Here is a 17,035-nt window from a genome sequence, read left to right on the forward strand (position 1 = left end):
CCCTCCGCCCCTGCACGACAACAGGAACCCGCTCCCGCACGGCCACCACCCTTCTCCCGGCCGCCCGCACGATAGAGCCAGGCCCGCCAAGTAGCCATGGCAAGGCATCAACGCCGTATCCGCGTCTCCGGCATCCATCCGCACGGCAACCCTCCTGCAACGCCCCCACTCGGCAGTACGGTGTCCCGTATGCGCCCCGACACGCCTGCCGACCACATCGCCGAAGCCGAGCGCCTGGAGCGGACTGCCGGCTTGTACCCCGAGGACACCGAGCATCTGCTCGTCCAGGCCGCGGCCCACCTGGAGCTGGCGGGCGAACGCGACCGCGCGACCACGCTCTACGACCGCCTGCTGGCACCGGACGCCCCCCACCCGGCGTCGGCCCCCACCCTCATCCGAGCCCTGAAGGCCTCGAACCTCTGGGAGTACGGCCACGAGGCGGAGGCACGGGCGATCATCGACGGAGTCCGGGCGGCGGCGCCCCGCGACCCGGCCCCGTGGGTGATCGTGGCGGAGTCGCTGGAGGCCCACGACGAGCTGACGCAAGCGCAGGAAACTTTCACCCAGGCCCTGGAACTCCTACTGCCGCCCGGCGGCTCCGCGGGCGCCCCGTCCTACGACCAACGCCCGCTACTGTTCGGCCGCCACAGGGTGCGCCGCTTGCTGGGCGCCGAGCACGACGCGTGGGACGCCCTGGCGGACGAGGTCTCATCGTCCCCCGTCCCCCTGGACGAACTGCACGACCCGAAGCGAATCTGGTCCCTGGGTTCGGACAACCCAGCGGAACTGCGCGCGGAAATCTCCCGAATCCAGGCAGAGTTGGGCTCGTACAGGGAGGCCCTGTCCCGCCCGTTCCCGGTGGCGGTCCTGCACTGGCCGTCAACGGAACTGACGGAACTCCTGACGGCGTACCCGAGCCTGGAATCCGAATACCCGTCCCACGAGGCCCACTTGGCGACGATAGAGGAATCCTTGAGGGAGCTGGCATCCTCCGGCACCCCCAACCTGGGCATCGTCACAGGCACAGTCCCGTCCTACGAAGCCTTCGCAGCCTCAGAGGGCACGGACCCAACGGACGTGTCCTTGCTACCGCAGTACGCAACGACGCTGGCGGCGCGGGGGCGGGCTGTGGGGTGGCCGCCGGAGGCGGGGGCTGCTTGTTGGTGCGGGTCGGGAACCTCATACGCCGACTGCCACGGAACGACTGACGGCTAGCCGGGGGGTCTGCTCAAAGCCACGGCAACCACTCCCCACGCAGTGGCGAACGCGCATACGATAATTCCGTGTTGAGGATCTCCTGGACCCGGGACGAACTACTGCTCGCCTGCGCACTCGTCATGCAGAACGACTGGCACGAGCTGCGCCAGACGGATGAGCGAGTGCTTGAGCTGTCCGACCTGCTCCGGGCTCTCCCACTACATGGAGACGCGGCCTTGAGCGACCCCCGCTTCCGCTCGCCAAACAGCGTCAGCCGCAAGACCGGCGACATCATGACAGTTCACCCTTCGTATCCCGGTGCGCCGACCAAGGGAGGTCGTCTCACGAGAGAGGTCGTGTCCGATTTCCTGGAACGGCCTGACGAGATGCGCGACGCCGCAGAAGCCATCCGTACGGGCATCGGATCCGGAGAGCTGCAGCGTGTCCCACCTCAGCCGGACGAGGCAGGTGACGATGGCGTGACCACGAGCCGTGAGGGGCGTCTACTCGCCCGCTGGGCGCTGTACCGCGAGCGCGACCGAGGCCTTCGCGACCGCAAGATCAAGCGGGCCAGGAGCCTGCGACAGGCGATCGAATGCGAGGTGTGCTCCTTCAATTTCGGTCGTGCGTATGGCCAGTTGGGAGAGGGATACATCGAGGTGCACCACGTGCTCCCCCTTCACGTCTCCGGGCCAACCGAGACCAGCCTCGACGACCTCGCCTTCCTGTGCGCCAACTGCCACCGCATGTGTCACAAGAGCTGTCCGGGAGAATCCTGGCGCACCCCGAACGCGCTGAGGGCCATGCTCCGCACACATATACCGGGCGACCCTCACGCGGCCCCCGGCGTCCCCACGGAACACACGTAGACAGAAAGAGGGCCCGCTCCCGGCGGGCCCTCCTTCTGGGTGGTGCTCGGTGTTGCTGGTGACCTAGTCGTCGTGGCTGCCCGCGCCGTGGCCCGCGCCCTTGGTGATGCCTGCGGGGCCGCCGACGTTCTCGTAGGCGAAGCCGGCCATCCAGCCCTGGTTGTGGCCGTTGTCGTCGTGGCCGCTTGCGCCGTGGCCGGCGGCCTCGGTGATGCCTGCGGGGCCGCCGACGTTCTCGTAGGCGAAGCCGAAACGCCAGCCCTGGTCGTCGTCGGCGAGGGCGGTGCCGCTGGCGCCCAGCACGGCGCCGGCGGCGAGGGCGGTGACGGCCAAGGCGGTACGAATACGCATGGGGTCCCTTTCAGGTACGTGATCTTGGGGTGGGGATGTGTGCGGGTTTTTCCCTATTTCCCGACCGCACAGACCTGCCCCTCCGCAATTCACCCGGACAGTCGCCCGACCGGGCCGCCCCTCACCCGGGCAGCCCCTCACCCGGGCAGCCCCTCAGCCGGGCAGCCCCTCACCCGGACAGGCGCGGCATCTGGAGAGCAGGGTCCGTCCCCGGCCCCTTACCCGACCCGCTCCTCCCAGTTGATCCGGTGGTCGAACTGCCACGCCCCCCACACCGCTCCCCCAGCCCCGCCCACCTTCGTCGCCACCGGCAGCAACGCGTCACGGAGGGCTCGGCTCACGGGGCCCGCCGGCTTTGGTGTGGCTGTGCGGGCTGCGGCCGATGTGGCCGTCGCGGTGGCCGTCGTGTGTTTCAGGATGCGGTCCACCCTGGGGCGGCGCAGGGACTCGTACGCCTTGAAGGCCTTGCCCGGGGGCAAGTCCCGCAGGCAGCGGGCCAGTTCCACCGCGCTCTCCGACGCCAGCGACGCTCCCTGACCCGAGGTCGGCGGCGTCGCGTGTGCCGCGTCGCCGATCAGGGTCATGCGGCCCCGGCTCCACGTCCGGACCGGGGGGATCGTTTCTGTGGGGCCTGTGATCAGGAAGCCCTCCGGGAGTGTGGCCTTCACCAGGTCCGGTGCCGCAGTGCGGTCCCCCGCGAACGCCTCTCCCAGGCACTTCAGCCACGCCCCCGCGCCCACCGCCTGCATCTCCGCCCACGTCATCGGCTCGCGGTGCGGCAGGTTGGCGAACCAGGCCGCCGAACCGTCGTCGAAGATCTGGTAGGCGAAGTACGCCCGCTTGCCGTAGCACATGTACAACACCCCGGATGTTGAGGGGAGTTCCGTCCTTGGTACGTGTGCCGTGAAGGTCAGCGTTCCCGCGTAGTGCGGCTTCGGTGTTGACGGATCGATCAGTTCGCGCACCGTCGAGCGCAAGCCGTCCGCGCCGATCAGGATGTCCGCCCTCGCCAGTGAGCCGTCCGAGAAGCGGGCCGTCACCCCCGTGCCGGTGTCGGTTGCGTCCAGGAGGCGCTTGCCCCGGTGGGTGGGGATCGCGCGGCGTTCCGTCTCCGCCGCGATCGCCTCCTGCAGCTCCCTGCGCCAGACGAAGCGCGTGGTGGGGAGTTCCGCGGGTGGGGTCAGTCGGGCCAGGTGTCTGCCCGTCCAGCTGCGCAGGCCCAGGGCGGTGACCGGGGTGCCGATCGCGCTCACGGTCTCCGCCGCGTCGATCGCCTCCAGCGCCTGCTGGCCGTTGGGCGCGATCGTCATCCCGCCGCCCAGGCCGGAACCCCGACCCTTCGGCACGGCGTCGTCGTACGCCTCGTACACCCTCGCCTCAATGCCCGCCTTGTGCAGTGCCATCGCCGCCACCAGGCCCGCGATGCCACCCCCGATGACCAGGGCGGTTCGGGTGCTGGAGGCAGGGGTTCGCGCGGTCATCTCTACTATCGGTCCCTCGTCGGTGCGCCTTCGATCGCGCCGCTCGGCCGCAGCGCGCACCCTCACCAACCTACGTGGGGCAGGCCCCCTCGCCGCAAGGCTTTCCTGGCGCGTTAGCCTCGGGCCACGGATGCATTGAGGATGCATTGAGGACGTATCGGCTGGAAGCGTCAGCCGGAATTCGTGAAAGCGAGGCAGGCGTGGCGAAGGTACCCGCAGCAGCAGTGGCCGCCAGTGGGCTCGTCGGGGGGTACGCCGTCGCCCGGTGGACCAAGAAGCGGCCGCTCGGCGGCGTTGTCCTCGCCGCCGCGGGGGCGGCCGCCGCGCGGCAGTGGCAGCAGAGCGCGGGAGCGAAAACCGCCGCCGCGCTCAGTGCCACGTACGTTGCCGCCTTCGCCGGGTCGCATCCGCTCGCCAAGAAGGTCGGGGCCTGGCCCGCGGTCTTCGGGGTCGCGGGTGGCGTGGGGCTTGCCTCGTGGGTACTTGCCGATCGCCGCCGGACGTCCACTTCCGTCTGACGCCGGACGTCCATTGCCGTCCAACGCCGGACGTCCGCTCCCACCTGACGCCGGACGTCCACTTCCCTCTGACGCCGGACGTCCACTTCCTCTGATGCCGGACCTCCATTGCCGTCCAACGCCGGACGTCCGCTCCCCGTCTGACGCCGGACGTCCGCTCCCACCTGACCCCGCTCAGGCCTGCCTTACCCCTCCCCGCTCAGGCCTCACTGTCCCTGAACAAGCGCGCGAACCCCGCCACCGCCAGCACCCCCGCCCCCATCACCAGGACGAAGAACCCCCACGCCAGCGGCCACACCGCCGCGTCCGGCTCCGGGTGGCTGTCGAAGGAGACGTACATCAGCGTCGCCGGCGGTGCCGCCACCAGGAGCAGTGCCCAGCCGAGGCGGTCACGGAAGCCGAAGTAGGCCGCCAGGGACAGCATGGCGATGGTCAGTCCGGTGATCCCCAGCGCCGTCACCGGTGACGTCTCGTTGATCGCGCCGGGCGTTTCCGGGCGGTTGCGCAGGTCCCAGGGCAGGCAGAGGAGGTACGCCCCCGCCGCGAGGCCCCCGCCCACCGCGCGCGTCGTCCAACGCCGCAGGGGCGGGTCGCCGGGCAGGGGCCTCAGCAGGTTCCGCGGGTTCACGGGGCTCAGGTCGTGGCGCGGGCTCATGCGCTGCCTCATCCGTGGGCTCGGGTTCATCGACTTCGCCGTCATGCGTACGAGCCTGCCGACCTCACCGGGGGGCGCGACAGAGTACGCGTACTCAGACCGGCCCCCCTCAAGCTCAGACCGGCCCCCTCAAGCTCAGAGCGGGCCCCCCTCCAGCTCAGACCGGCTCCCTCCAGCTCAGACCGGCCCACTCAAGCTCAGACCGGCCCCCAAGCTCAGAGCGGGCTCCCAAGCTCAGAGCGGGCTCCCTCAGACCGAGTCCCTCGTCCCCCTGAACGTCACCCGGTACGCCCCCGGCGACACCCCGACACCCGCCTGGAAGTGCTGCCTCAGCGAAGCTCCCGTGCCGAAGCCCGCCTCCGCCGCGATGCGGTCGACCGTGCGGTCCGTCTCCTCAAGCAGTTCGCGGGCCCGGTCCAGGCGGCGCTGGGTCAGCCACTGCATCGGCGTCAGGCCCGTCTCCTCGCGGAAGCGGCGGCTGAAGGTGCGCACGCTCATGGACTCCCGCTCGGCCATCTCGGCCAGCGTCAGGGGCTCGGCCAGCCGCTCTTGGGCCCACTCCCTGGCCCGGCCCGTCGACGTCAGGCGTGGCTCCGTCACCGGGCGCCGGATGTACTGGGCCTGGCCGCCCTCGCGGTGCGGGGGTACGACATTGCGGCGGGCCACGTCGGCCGCCACCGCGGCTCCGTGGTCGCCGCGGATCATGTGCAGGCAGAGGTCGATACCGGCGGCCTCGCCCGCGGAGGTGAGGACTTGACCCTCGTCGACGTACAGGACGTCCGGATCGACGGTCACGGTCGGGAACGTACGGGCGAAGAGGTCCGCCGAGAGCCAGTGCGTCGTCGCCCTGCGGCCGTCCAGGAGGCCTGCTGCCGCCAGGACGAAGGCGCCGGTGCAGATGGAGGCGGTACGGGCGCCGGTGGCGGACTCCAGCGCGCCCGCCAGGGCAGGCGAAAGACCGCCCGGCACCAGCGACTCGTCCTCCTCGTGCGATGCCGGGATGATCACCGTGTCCGCGGCGGCCACCGCGTCGGGGCCGTGCTCGGCGTAGACGGGGAAGTCCGCGTCCGTACGGATCATGCCGGGGGTCAGGGCACAGGTCGTCAGCTCGTAGAGGCGCGCGCCCCGCGGCGAGCGCGCGTTGCCGAACAGCTGGTGGATCAGGCCCAGTTCCATGGGCAGGACACCGTCCCTGACGAGGACCGCCACCCGGTGCGGAACCTCCGCTCCCGCTCCCGCTCCCTCTCCCGCTCCCTCTCCCGCTCCCTCTCCCTCTCCGCTCATGCCGGGATCCTCCCATCCGGCTCGGACTACGCCCCCGCCTTCGCCTCCGACAGCGGCCTCGCGATGTCCTCCAGGGACCGCTGTTCCGCCTTCACCGCGAACACCGCCGCGACCAAACCCGCCGCGCACATCAGGCCCGCGCCGATCCGGAAGGCGAGCACCGTGTCGCCGACGACGCCCGACTCGGTCAGCTTGGCGAAGATCAGCGGGCCGCTGATGCCGCCGGCCGCCGTACCGATGGCGTAGAAGAAGGCGATCGCCATGGCCCTGGTCTCCATGGGGAAGATCTCGGAGACCGTCAGATACGCGCTGCTCGCACCCGCCGACGCGAAGAACAGCACCACGCACCAGCAGGCCGTGAGCGTCGCCGCGCTCAGCGAGCCGCGGCCGAAGAGCCAGGCCGTGCCGAAGAGCAGGACGCCCGACACGATGTACGTCGAGGAGATCATGATCCGGCGGCCGACCGTGTCGAAGAGCTTGCCGAGGAACAGCGGGCCGAGGAAGTTGCCCGCGGCGATGACGGCGAAGTAGTAACCCGTGCTGCCCGAGGGGACGTCGAAGAACTTGGTGAGGATCGCCCCGAAGCCGAAAGTGATCGCGTTGTAGAGGAACGCCTGGCCGATGAAGAGGGACAGGCCGAGCACCGCCCGCTTGGGATAGTCACGAAAGACGGTCTTGGCGATGAGGCCGAAACCGATGCTCTTGCGCTGGTGGATGGTGATCTCGCTGGCGGGCGGCGGCAGGCGTTCGCCCTTCTCCTCCTCGATCTCCCGCTCCACCGACGTGACGAGCGCGTCCGCCTCCTCACCGCGGCCGTGGATGAACTGCCAGCGCGGGCTCTCCGGCACATGGCGGCGCACGAGCAGGATCACCAGGCCGAGTACGACGCCGAGGGCGAAGGTCAGCCGCCAGCCGAGGTCCTTGGGGAAGATGCTGGTGTTCAGCATGACCACCGAGAGCAGCGAACCGCCGATCGCGCCCAGCCAGTAGCTGCCGTTGATGATCAGGTCCACGCGCCCGCGGTACTTGGAGGGGATGAGTTCGTCGATGGCCGAGTTGATGGCCGCGTACTCGCCGCCGATGCCGAAGCCGGTGAGGAACCGGAAGAGGAAGAACCACCAGGCGTCGAAGGAGAGCGCGGTGAGCGCGGTGGCGCCGAGGTACACCGCGAGGGTGACCATGAAGAGCTTCTTCCGGCCGAACTTGTCGGTGAGGCGGCCGAAGAAGAGGGCCCCCACGCAGGCTCCCGCCACGTACAGGGCCGCCGCGGTGCCGGTGATCTGGGCCGAGCTGATCGCGAGGCCGCTGCCCTCCTCGGAGAGGCGGCTCGCGATGTTGCCGACGGTGGTGACCTCGAGGCCGTCCAGGATCCACACCGTGCCGAGGCCGATGACGATCATCCAGTGCCAGCGGGACCAGGGAAGCCGGTCGAGTCGGGCGGGCACGGCCGTGGTGACCGTGGCTTCGGTGCCGGGGGACGACATCGGGGCCTCCTTGCGCCGAAGCGGGTGGACGGCCGTACGAGTGCCCTGCCGGGCGGCGGTTACGCCCCGCTCTCTACGGCCGCCGACGGGTCAGCCGCCCAGCGCGTGCGACACCGTGTAGATCGCGAGGCCCGCCAGCGCTCCCACCACCGTGCCATTGATCCGGATGAACTGCAGGTCGCGGCCGATGTGGGCCTCGATCTTCTTCGAGGTGTGCTCGGCGTCCCAGCCCGCGACCGTGTCGGTGATCAGGGAGGTGATCTCGTCGCGGTACGTCGTCACCACGTACACTGCGGCGCCCTCGACCCAGCCGTCCACCTTCTGCTGGAGCCGTCCGTCCGTGGCCATCCGCGCGCCGAGCGAGAGCAGCGAGGCCCGCACCCTCAGGCGCAGCTCGCTGCGCTCGTCCTCGGCGGCGGCCACGATCATCTGGCGTACCGCCGACCAGGCGGAGGCGATCAGGTCCTGCACCTCGCCGCGGCCGAGCACCTCACGCTTGAGGCGCTCCACGCGCTCGCGGGTGTCCGAGTCGGACTGGAGGTCGTTGGCGAAGTCGGCGAGGAAGCGGTCGACGGCGCCGCGTGCGGGGTGCTCGGGCATGTCCCGCATCTCGGTGAGGAAGCGAAGCAGTTCCTTGTAGACCCGCTCGCCGACCTTCTTGTCGACGAAGCGCGGGGTCCAGCCGGGGGCGCCGCCCTGCACCGCGTCCATGACCGACTCGTCGTGCTCGACCAGCCAGTCGTGGGCACGTACGCAGACCAGGTCGACGACCCGTTTGTGGCCTCCGTCCGCGACGACCTTCTCCAGCATCTTTCCGATGCCGGGCGCGATCTCCTGGGCGTCGGCCCGGCGGGTGATGGCCTCGCCGACGACCGCCTGGACGTCCGAGTCGCGAAGCACCGTCAGAGCGCCGCGCAGCGCCGTGGCGAGCTCCGCCGTCACCCGATCGGCGTGTTCGGGGTCCGCGAGCCAGGTGCCGAGGCGGGAGCCGATGCCCACCGCGCGCAGCCGGCCGCGTACGACATCGGAGGAGAGGAAGTTCTCGCCCACGAAGTCGCCGAGTGACGCGCCCAGTTGGTCCTTCTTGTTCGGGATGATGGCCGTGTGCGGGATGGGCAGGCCCAGGGGGTGGCGGAAGAGCGCCGTCACCGCGAACCAGTCGGCGAGCGCGCCGACCATGCCGGCCTCGGCCCCCGCCGCGACATAGCCCGCCCAGGCGCCCGCGCCGGAGTTCTGGGCCCACTTGGCGAGTACGTAGACGAGTGCGACGAACAGGAGGAGGCCCGTCGCTGTGATCTTCATCCGGCGGACGCCGCGCCGCTTCTCCTCGTCGGCGGGGCTGTACGTGAAGCCGCCGCCACCCGGAGCGAAGCCGCCACCGCCCCCGCCAGAGCCGGCAGGCGCACCGCCCGCGCCGGAAGGGGCGCCGCTTGAAGGGCGGAGCCCGCGGGCATGCTGCCCGGCAGAGTCCGCCTCAGCCGCGTCCTCCGGCATTGATCGATTCGTGCGTTCCACTCACTCCACCTGACCCGTTCGCGTGGTTCGCGGCGTCCTCATCCGTATTGTCCCCGTCTCTCTGCGTCCCTTCCTGACCGACTCCTGGAACGGACCACAAGTTCCCGGCGTCTGAATGGTCGGAGGGGGGCAGTGTCGGCCGCCTCACGGCCCATGACGCATCATGGGGTGATCACATCGGAGCCTCGATCGGGCTCCCCCTGCTCGAGGAGACACAGCCCGCATGACCAAGCGTCACGGTTATGCCCTGCTTGCCGCGGTCCTCGCGGTAATAGTGGTGATTTCCGCCGCCATATACCTCGGTGTATCCAGCGACGACGGATCTCAGGACACCATCAGCGCGGGGCCCCGCAGCCCGCGCAACTCCGCGGCTCCCGCCTCCGCCGGAACGTGGGTCGGCTCCTGGGCCGCATCCCCCGCCGCCGCCGAACCAAACACGCACCGCAACGGCTTCGCGGGCCGCTCCATCCGCAATGTCGTGCACACCAGCGTCGGCGGCGACAGCGCCCGCATCACCCTGTCGAACCTGTACGGGCAGACGCCGCTGAGCATCACCCACGCCTCCATCGCCGTCGCCGCGGGGGCGAACAACCCGGCCGCGGCGCCGGGCACCCTGCGCCGCCTGAACTTCAACGGCAACACCTCCGTGGTGATCCCCGCGGGCCAGCAGGTGATGAGCGACGCGGTCCGGCTGCGCGTGCCGCACGACGCCGACCTCCTGGTCTCGACGTTCTCGCCGACCCCCTCGGGCCCGGTCACCTTCCACCCGCACGCCCGCCAGGTCAGCTACGTCGCCGACGGCGACCGTACGGAAGACCCGAACGGCGTCGCGTACACCCAGCAGAGCACCTCCTGGCGCTACCTCTCGGCCGTGGACGTCCTGTCCAACGAGTCGGACGGCACCGTGGTCGTCTTCGGTGACTCGCTCACCGACGGCATCTCCTCCACGATGGGCGCCAACGCCCGCTGGACCGACACCCTCGCCGACCGCCTCCGCGACGAGTCGGGCGCCCCGCGCTACGGCGTCGTGAACGAGGGGATCAGCGGCAACCGCATCCTCTCGGACGGCAACGGCGCCCCCGCGGACAACCCGAGCGGGCTCACGCGCTTCGACCGGGACGTGCTCGACCGGACGGGCGTCAAGGCCGTCGTCGTCGCGCTCGGCGTCAACGACATCCTGCGCAACCCGCACCAGAACAACCCCGACCGCATCGTGGAGGGCCTGCGGGAGCTGACGCGGCAGGCGCACACGCGCGGCCTGCGCGTCGTCGGAGCGACCGTGATGCCGTTCGGCGGGCACCGGGGGTACGAGCAGGAGCTGGAGAACGTGCGCCAGGCGGTGAACGAGCAGATCCGCGACGGCAAGGTGTTCGACGAGTTCGTCGACTTCGACCGGGCGCTGCGGGACCCGTACGACCCCCGCAAGCTGCGCGCCCAGTACGACTCCGGCGACCACCTGCACCCGAGCGACGCGGGCTACCGCAAGATGGCCGAGACGTTCAACCTCGCGCACCTGCGCGGCTCCGCGGCCGCCGAGCTGTAGCCGTCCCGCGGCTCAGTCCCGCTCCTCCCGTTTGCGCATGTGCAACTCGCGCCGCTCCTCGCGCCGCTCCAGCTTCTCGCGGCGGCGCTCCTCCTTGATCCGGAGGCGCTCCGCCCGGGGCAGCTTGCGCTCCACGCCGACCCCGCCCATCAGGGCGAAGCCCGTGACCACCACGCGCGGGGAGCCCGGGGTGCCCTCCCCGGAGGCCTTGTCCTCGAAGTCGCCCATGATGCCGAAGCCCCTGACCTGGACGTTCAGCTCGGGCGGCACGGTGACCTGCAGGCCGCCCATGATCGTGAAGCAGCGGATCTCGACGTCACGATCGGCGAACCGCGCCTCGCGCAGGTCGATCTCGCCGCCGCCCATCAGCGCGAACGCGGTGAACCGCGAGCCCACGGTCCAGGCGCCCTTGCGCATGAACCCGCTCCAGAACGCGAAGCCCCCCGTGGAGGTGGCCTCGCCGCCGACGCGGGACGGCCAGTCGATCTCACCCTCCCCCGTGGCGCTCGGCTTCACCATGGAGATCTTGGCGCCCACCGCCGGCAGATCCCGCGTGATCGGCTCGAGCTCGCCGTACGTACGCGCCTTGTACGTCGCGTCCAGGCGTTCCTCGAACTCCTCCATGTCGAGCCGGCCCTCGGCCACGGCTTCACGGAGTCGTTCGGCAACGCGGTCGCGGTCGGCGTCGGCGGCCCGGAGGTCCGGGAGATGAGGCTGCTCGTCGGTCATACGAGGCAGCCTACGAGGTCGCCTTCTCCGCGTACATCTTGGCGATGACGGCCTCGATGTCGGGTTCCCTGACCGAGAGGTCGACCATCGGATACCGGGCCGCGACCCGGGCGACAAGCGGAGCTGCCGACTCCGACGCGGGGAAGGCGAGCCACTGCCGCGGGCCCTCCACCTTCACCACGCGCGCCGACTCCATCTCGATGGGCGGCAGTTCCCGCTCCAGGTCGACGACCAGGGTGCGCTCGCTCTCCCCCACCTCGTGCAGCCCGGCGAGGGCGCCGTCGTACATCAGACGGCCGTGGTCGATGACCATCACCCGCTTGCAGAGCTGCTCGATGTCCGTCAGGTCGTGCGTGGTGAGCAGGACCGTCGTGCCCGCCTCCGCGTTCAAGTCCCGCAGGAACTCCCGGACTTTGGCCTTGCTGATCACGTCGAGGCCGATCGTCGGCTCGTCCAGGTACAGCACCTCGGGATCGTGCAGGAGCGCCGCCGCGATGTCGCCGCGCATCCGCTGACCGAGCGAGAGCTGGCGCACGGGGACGTCCAACAGGGCGCCCAGCTCCAGGAGTTCGACGCAGCGATCGAGGTTCTCCTTGAAGCGGGCGTCCGGGATCCGGTACATCCGGTGCATCAGGCGGTACGAGTCGATCAGCGGCAGGTCCCACCACAGCGTCGTCCGCTGGCCGAAGACCACTCCGATACGGCGGGCGAGGCGTGTGCGCTCGCGCGAGGGATCGATCCCCGCGACCCGCAGCCGCCCACCGCTCGGCGTGAGAATCCCCGTCAGCATCTTGATCGTCGTCGACTTGCCCGCGCCGTTCGGGCCGATGTAGCCGACCATCTCGCCGCGCGGCACGGTGAAGGAGATGCCGTCCACGGCACGCACCTCGTGCTTCTCGCGGCGCAGGAAGCCGGTCTTCTTGGCGACGTCGAAGACCTTCTCGACGCCCTCCAGCTCAATGAGATCTGTTTCCACGGCAGTTCAGCTCCCTGTGCTGCGATACGAACGAAGGCCCGTGCGCCAGGCGAGGCCCGCGAGTGCGAGAAGGAGGGCGGCCACCAGCGGAGGTGTGAACGCCACCCACGTCGGCAGATCCAGCGGATAGGGCCGCCCCAGGACGTACAGCGCGGGCAGCCAGTTCACGAAGGCCAGCGGCAGGATGAAGGTGACGCCGCGCACCAGGTCCTTGGCGAAGACGGTCGGCGGGAACTGGAGCAGCGTCGTGCCGCCGTACGTGAAGGCGTTCTGCACCTCGGCCGCGTCCTGCGCCACGAACTGGAAGGCGGCGCCCCCGACGAACACGGCCGCGAAGATGCCCGCCCCGCAGACCAGCATCAGCGGGACCATGAGCACCTTCAGCAGGGTCCAGTCGATGTCCAGGACCACCAGCGCGTACCCGAGGACGAGCGAGGCCTGGAGCAGGCGTCCGAGCCGGTGCAGCCCGAAGCGGTCGGCGGCGACCTGCGCGATCACCGGAGCGGGCCGCACCAGGAGCGTGTCGAGCGTGCCGTCACGCACCCGCTTGCCGAGCCGGTCCATGGACCCCAGGGCGAGGTCGGTGAGCCCGAACGAGGTGCAGGTGGCGCCGTACAGGAGGGCGATCTCGGACAGCGAGTAGCCACCGAGCCGGTCCACCTGGGAGAACATCAGCAGGATCGCCGCGAAGTCGAAGGCGGTCACCGCGAAGTTGCCGAACGCCGTCATCACGAAGGACAGCCGGTAGGCCATCAGGGAGCGGATCCACATGGCGGAGATCAGCCGGTAGGCGCGAAGCCCGTCCCGCACCTGCGTCAGCCGCTCCCCCACCCGGGTACGGCCCTCCATCGGCCGCGTCAGGTCAGCCACCCTGGACCACCACCCGTCGCGTGGCCACGGCCTGCAGCAGCCGCCCGGCCGTGAGCAGCACCGCGGCCCAGCCGATCTGGAAAGCGTACGTCCGCAGCAGGTCCACGCCCGTGTGCTTGCCGAGGAACACATCGGCGGGCACCTGGAGCAGCGCCGACCAGGGCAGCGCGCGGGCGAACTCCCCGAGCGCGCCCGGGAAGACGTTCAGCGGGAGCAGCATCCCGGAGAAGAACGTGCCCGCGAGCATCGCCACCTGCGAGGTGCCCGCCCCGTCCATCAGCCAGAACGCGGAGAGCGCCACCAGGAACCGGATCGCGAAGCTGACCAGGGCGCCGAGGAACACCGCGAGGAAGAAGGCGAGCCAGCGCAGCGGCTCACCAGGCAGGGCGAGATCGAAGACGAGGGCGCCGACCACCATCGGCACGACACCGCGTCCGAGCAGCTGGAACAGGGCCCGGCCCAGGTCCGTCGCCAGCCACCAGAGCTGCAGGTCGGCCGGCCTGTACAGGTCGACGGCTATGTCCCCGGTGCGGATCCGCTCGATCAGCTCGCCCTCGAAGCCGCCGCCCATCAGCGCCATCACCGTGAGCAGCGCCTGACCCAGCCACACGAACGTCAGTGCCTGCGACTGGTCGTAACCGCCGAGCCCCGGCCGCTCGTCCCAGAGCGCGATGTAGGTGTACGCGAGGATCAGCCCGAAGACGGTGTTGGTGAACACCCCCGCCAGCGTGGCCGTCCGATAGGTCGCGTATCGCCTGAACCCGCCGCGAGCGACGGCCGCGTACAAGCGGAACCGTCCTGTACGCACACGCATCCCCTTTAGCGAGAGTCTTGACGAAGGCCTTGCCCGTTCCGGGCCAAAGGGACGGAGCCTAGTGCGGTCGTCATCGCTCGTGCCAGGCATTTTCGGCGCTCGGCGCGTGCCTGGCGCGGAACGCATGAAGCGACAGTGTGCAATGGGTCGTACGAGGCGTACGTGACGTGCGACGCGAACCGGGAGTTCCACGAGACATGAGCAGCGACGAGCCGCAGCAGCAGGGCGCCGGAAAACCCGAGGGATGGGCGCCCCGCGAACCCGTGGACGACCCGAAGGCCCCGGATGAGACCCCTGCCGGGTCGGCGGCACCTGCCGCCGAAGGCGAGCAGGGCAAAGAGGGCAAGAAGAAGCGCCCCAAGCGCAAGGGCTGGCGCCGCATCTTCCCCACCTGGCGCATGGTGCTCGGCGGATTCATCCTGCTGATCCTGCTCTGCGTCGGCGGCTTCGCCGCGGGCTACATGATCGTCGACATCCCGCCGGCCAACGCCGCGGCCACCGCGCAGAGCAACGTCTACCTCTACGCCGACGGCAGCCAACTGGCCCGCGACGGCGAGGTCAACCGCGAGAACGTCCCGCTGAGCCAGATCCCCAAGGAAGTCCAGCACGCGGCGCTCGCCGCCGAGGACCGGGACTTCTACAGCGAGTCCGCGGTCGACCCGAAGGCGATGATCCGCGCCGCCTACAACACCGTCACCGGCAAGGGAAAGCAGTCCGGTTCGACGATCACCCAGCAGTTCGTGAAGAACTACTACCTGGGCCAGGAGCAGACGGTCACCCGCAAGGCCAAGGAGTTCTTCATCTCCATCAAGCTGGACCGCGAGGTGAGCAAGGACGACATCCTCGCCGGGTATCTGAACACCAGCTACTTCGGGCGCAACGCCTACGGCGTGCAGGCCGCGGCCCAGGCGTACTTCGGCAAGGACGTCAAGAAGCTGAACACCGCGCAGGGCGCCTATCTGGCGACGCTCCTCAACTCCCCCAACGCGTACGACGTGGCGACGCACCCGGAGAACAAGCAGCGTGCCGTGGGCCGCTGGAACTACGTCCTGGACGGCATGGTCAAGGAGGGCTGGCTCAGCCCCGCCGAACGGGCCAGGGCCAAGTTCCCCGCACCGAAGGAGGCCAAGGGCTCATCCGGCCTCTCCGGACAGCGCGGATACCTCGTACAGGCCGTCGAGGACTATCTGACGGCCAACGACATCGTCGACGAGGACACCCTGGCCAAGGGCGGCTACCGCATCACCACCACTCTCCAGAAGGGCCGCCAGGACGCCTTCAAGAAGGCCGTCGACGACCAGGTGATGTCCAAGGTCGACAAGGACGCCCGCAAGGTCGACCGCAGCGTGCGCGCGGGCGGCGCCTCGATCGACCCGAAGAGCGGCAAGGTCGTCGCGATGTACGGCGGCATCGACTACACGAAGCAGTACGTCAACAACGCCACACGCCGCGACTACCAGGTGGGCTCCACCTTCAAGCCGTTCGTCTTCACCTCGGCGGTCGAGAACGGATCGGTCACGCAGGACGGCCGCCCGATCACCCCGAACACCATCTACGACGGCACCAACAAGCGCCCCGTGCAGGGCTGGGACGGCGGGGCGTACGCCCCCGAGAACGAGGACGACGTCAACTACGGCGACATCACCGTCCGCACCGCCACCGACAAGTCCGTCAACTCCGTCTACGCGCAGATGGCCGTCGACGTCGGCTCGGACAAGGTCAAGGACACGGCGGTAGCGCTCGGCGTTCCCGAGAGCACCCCCGACCTGACCGCGTCCCCCTCCATCGCGCTCGGCCCCTCCACGGCCTCCGTCCTGGACATGACGGAGGCGTACGCGACGCTCGCCAACCACGGCAAGCACCCCACGTACACGATGGTCGAGCGGGTCACCAAGGACGGCCAGGAGATCGAACTGCCGGAGCAGACGACCGCGCAGGCCGTCAGCCGCGAGGCCGCCGACACCACCACGTCGATCCTGCAGAGCGTCGTCGACGGCGGCACCGGCACGGCCGCGCAGGCCGCGGGCCGCCCCGCCGCGGGCAAGACCGGCACCGCGGAGGAGGACAAGGCGGCCTGGTTCGCGGGCTACACCCCCGAACTCGCCACCGTGGTCTCCGTGATGGGCCAGAACCCCGACACCGGCGCGCACACCCCGCTGTACGGGGCGCTCGGCCAGCCCCGCATCAACGGCGGCGCCTACCCCGCGCAGATCTGGGCGCAGTTCACCCGGGAGGCCCTGGAGGGCGAGCCCGTGCAGGACTTCGACCTGCAGCTGGAGGAGGGCGCCGACGTGCCGCCCGTCCCGGACCCCTCGGACGTCGAGGAGGACCCGGCCACCGGCGGCGCGGCCACCGGCGGTGACGACACGCAGGGCCAGGACGAGGGCCAGACCCAAGGCCAGGACCAGGGGCAGACCCAGGGCCAGGACCAGGGGCAGACGCAAGGCCAGGACCAGGGCCAGACCGAGGGGCAGGACCAAGGGCAGACGCAGGGCGAGACGGACGGCGGTGCCACCGTCGACGGCGGAGCGACCGACGGAGGCACCCCCACCGACCCGGGCACCGCCCAGGGCGGCCAGACCGACGGCTCCACCGTCGACGGTGGAACGGGCGACGGCGGCGCGGACCTGGGCGGCCTGACGGAGGGCGCGGCCAGAAGGAAGGGCGAGGGCAGCCCGGCGTACTACTACTAGTGCCCCGCCCCGGGGCCAGCCAGGACGTACTCCTAGTGCGCCGAGGTCGCCTTCAG

General features: G+C 70.2%; 15 protein-coding genes. 5 read left to right on the plus strand and 10 right to left on the minus strand.

Going from position 1 to position 17,035, the window contains the following annotated elements:
- The first annotated feature begins 189 nt into the window (after positions 1–189).
- Complete coding sequence (locus ACZ5WE_RS05790) at positions 190–1,215, plus strand: SEC-C metal-binding domain-containing protein (protein WP_467687177.1); 1,026 nt, start codon at positions 190–192, stop codon at positions 1,213–1,215.
- 68 nt (positions 1,216–1,283) lie between these two features.
- Positions 1,284–2,066 (plus strand): HNH endonuclease, encoded by a 783-nt coding sequence (locus ACZ5WE_RS05795; RefSeq protein WP_467687176.1) that lies wholly within the window; start codon positions 1,284–1,286, stop codon positions 2,064–2,066.
- Positions 2,067–2,129: 63 nt separating this feature from the next.
- On the opposite strand, the gene ACZ5WE_RS05800 is transcribed toward ACZ5WE_RS05795, so the two are convergent.
- Together ACZ5WE_RS05800 and ACZ5WE_RS05805 are read right to left on the minus strand one after the other, a co-directional pair.
- Positions 2,130–2,417, minus strand: coding sequence for a hypothetical protein (locus ACZ5WE_RS05800; RefSeq protein ID WP_467687174.1), 288 nt, complete (start codon positions 2,415–2,417; stop codon positions 2,130–2,132).
- Between the two features lie 218 nt (positions 2,418–2,635).
- Positions 2,636–3,898 carry an FAD-dependent oxidoreductase gene (locus ACZ5WE_RS05805; RefSeq protein ID WP_467687172.1) on the minus strand — a complete coding sequence of 421 codons (1,263 nt, stop codon included), beginning with the start codon at positions 3,896–3,898 and terminating at the stop codon, positions 2,636–2,638.
- A gap of 200 nt (positions 3,899–4,098) precedes the next feature.
- Here ACZ5WE_RS05805 and ACZ5WE_RS05810 point away from each other — a divergent pair, with 200 nt between their 5' ends.
- Positions 4,099–4,416, plus strand: a complete 318-nt coding sequence (locus ACZ5WE_RS05810) for a hypothetical protein (RefSeq protein ID WP_467687170.1) — start codon at positions 4,099–4,101, stop codon at positions 4,414–4,416.
- 199 nt (positions 4,417–4,615) lie between these two features.
- Here the strand turns inward: ACZ5WE_RS05810 and ACZ5WE_RS05815 are convergent, their stop codons facing one another.
- From ACZ5WE_RS05815 to ACZ5WE_RS05830, 4 genes are all read right to left on the minus strand, one after another.
- Complete coding sequence (locus ACZ5WE_RS05815) at positions 4,616–5,071, minus strand: hypothetical protein (RefSeq protein ID WP_467687168.1); 456 nt, start codon at positions 5,069–5,071, stop codon at positions 4,616–4,618.
- Between the two features lie 249 nt (positions 5,072–5,320).
- A complete protein-coding gene (locus tag ACZ5WE_RS05820) occupies positions 5,321–6,247 on the minus strand; it encodes a GlxA family transcriptional regulator (protein WP_467687863.1) in 927 nt (308 codons plus the stop codon).
- A gap of 134 nt (positions 6,248–6,381) precedes the next feature.
- Positions 6,382–7,839: an MFS transporter gene (locus ACZ5WE_RS05825; protein ID WP_467687166.1), complete on the minus strand. Its 1,458-nt coding sequence runs from the start codon at positions 7,837–7,839 to the stop codon at positions 6,382–6,384.
- Between the two features lie 90 nt (positions 7,840–7,929).
- Positions 7,930–9,141: a DUF445 domain-containing protein gene (locus tag ACZ5WE_RS05830; RefSeq protein WP_467687861.1), complete on the minus strand. Its 1,212-nt coding sequence runs from the start codon at positions 9,139–9,141 to the stop codon at positions 7,930–7,932.
- A 436-nt stretch (positions 9,142–9,577) separates the two neighbouring features.
- On the opposite strand from ACZ5WE_RS05830, the gene ACZ5WE_RS05835 reads away from it, so the two are divergent.
- On the plus strand, positions 9,578–10,897 hold the full coding sequence (locus ACZ5WE_RS05835) for an SGNH/GDSL hydrolase family protein (protein ID WP_467687164.1): 1,320 nt from the start codon (positions 9,578–9,580) through the stop codon (positions 10,895–10,897).
- Positions 10,898–10,909: 12 nt separating this feature from the next.
- On the opposite strand, the gene ACZ5WE_RS05840 is transcribed toward ACZ5WE_RS05835, so the two are convergent.
- Genes ACZ5WE_RS05840 through ACZ5WE_RS05855 form a run of 4 tightly spaced genes read right to left on the minus strand, consistent with a single transcriptional unit; the run spans position 10,910 to position 14,286 of the window.
- Positions 10,910–11,626, minus strand: coding sequence for a DUF1707 SHOCT-like domain-containing protein (locus ACZ5WE_RS05840; protein WP_467687162.1), 717 nt, complete (start codon positions 11,624–11,626; stop codon positions 10,910–10,912).
- Positions 11,627–11,636: 10 nt separating this feature from the next.
- Positions 11,637–12,602: an ABC transporter ATP-binding protein gene (locus ACZ5WE_RS05845; protein ID WP_467687161.1), complete on the minus strand. Its 966-nt coding sequence runs from the start codon at positions 12,600–12,602 to the stop codon at positions 11,637–11,639.
- A gap of 6 nt (positions 12,603–12,608) precedes the next feature.
- Positions 12,609–13,451 (minus strand): ABC transporter permease, encoded by an 843-nt coding sequence (locus ACZ5WE_RS05850; protein ID WP_467687859.1) that lies wholly within the window; start codon positions 13,449–13,451, stop codon positions 12,609–12,611.
- 13 nt (positions 13,452–13,464) lie between these two features.
- Positions 13,465–14,286: an ABC transporter permease gene (locus tag ACZ5WE_RS05855; RefSeq protein ID WP_467687159.1), complete on the minus strand. Its 822-nt coding sequence runs from the start codon at positions 14,284–14,286 to the stop codon at positions 13,465–13,467.
- A 197-nt stretch (positions 14,287–14,483) separates the two neighbouring features.
- On the opposite strand from ACZ5WE_RS05855, the gene ACZ5WE_RS05860 reads away from it, so the two are divergent.
- Complete coding sequence (locus tag ACZ5WE_RS05860; RefSeq protein ID WP_467687158.1) at positions 14,484–16,979, plus strand: transglycosylase domain-containing protein; 2,496 nt, start codon at positions 14,484–14,486, stop codon at positions 16,977–16,979.
- Positions 16,980–17,035: the final 56 nt, after the last annotated feature.

It is taken from the genome of Streptomyces sp. NPDC033180 (assembly GCF_055577645.1).

Excerpts from the sequence above, each read along its gene's own strand:
- ACZ5WE_RS05800 (WP_467687174.1), bottom strand. The coding sequence starts at position 2,417 with ATGCGTATTCGTACCGCCTTGGCCGTCACCGCCCTCGCCGCCGGCGCC.
- ACZ5WE_RS05825 (WP_467687166.1), bottom strand. The coding sequence starts at position 7,839 with ATGTCGTCCCCCGGCACCGAAGCCACGGTCACCACGGCCGTGCCCGCC.
- ACZ5WE_RS05855 (WP_467687159.1), bottom strand. The coding sequence starts at position 14,286 with ATGCGTGTGCGTACAGGACGGTTCCGCTTGTACGCGGCCGTCGCTCGC.
- ACZ5WE_RS05850 (WP_467687859.1), bottom strand. The coding sequence starts at position 13,451 with ATGGAGGGCCGTACCCGGGTGGGGGAGCGGCTGACGCAGGTGCGGGAC.
- ACZ5WE_RS05790 (WP_467687177.1), top strand. The coding sequence starts at position 190 with ATGCGCCCCGACACGCCTGCCGACCACATCGCCGAAGCCGAGCGCCTG.
- ACZ5WE_RS05805 (WP_467687172.1), bottom strand. The coding sequence starts at position 3,898 with ATGACCGCGCGAACCCCTGCCTCCAGCACCCGAACCGCCCTGGTCATC.
- ACZ5WE_RS05840 (WP_467687162.1), bottom strand. The coding sequence starts at position 11,626 with ATGACCGACGAGCAGCCTCATCTCCCGGACCTCCGGGCCGCCGACGCC.
- ACZ5WE_RS05815 (WP_467687168.1), bottom strand. The coding sequence starts at position 5,071 with ATGAGCCCGCGCCACGACCTGAGCCCCGTGAACCCGCGGAACCTGCTG.
- ACZ5WE_RS05830 (WP_467687861.1), bottom strand. The coding sequence starts at position 9,141 with ATGAAGATCACAGCGACGGGCCTCCTCCTGTTCGTCGCACTCGTCTAC.
- ACZ5WE_RS05835 (WP_467687164.1), top strand. The coding sequence starts at position 9,578 with ATGACCAAGCGTCACGGTTATGCCCTGCTTGCCGCGGTCCTCGCGGTA.
- ACZ5WE_RS05860 (WP_467687158.1), top strand. The coding sequence starts at position 14,484 with ATGAGCAGCGACGAGCCGCAGCAGCAGGGCGCCGGAAAACCCGAGGGA.
- ACZ5WE_RS05820 (WP_467687863.1), bottom strand. The coding sequence starts at position 6,247 with ATGGAACTGGGCCTGATCCACCAGCTGTTCGGCAACGCGCGCTCGCCG.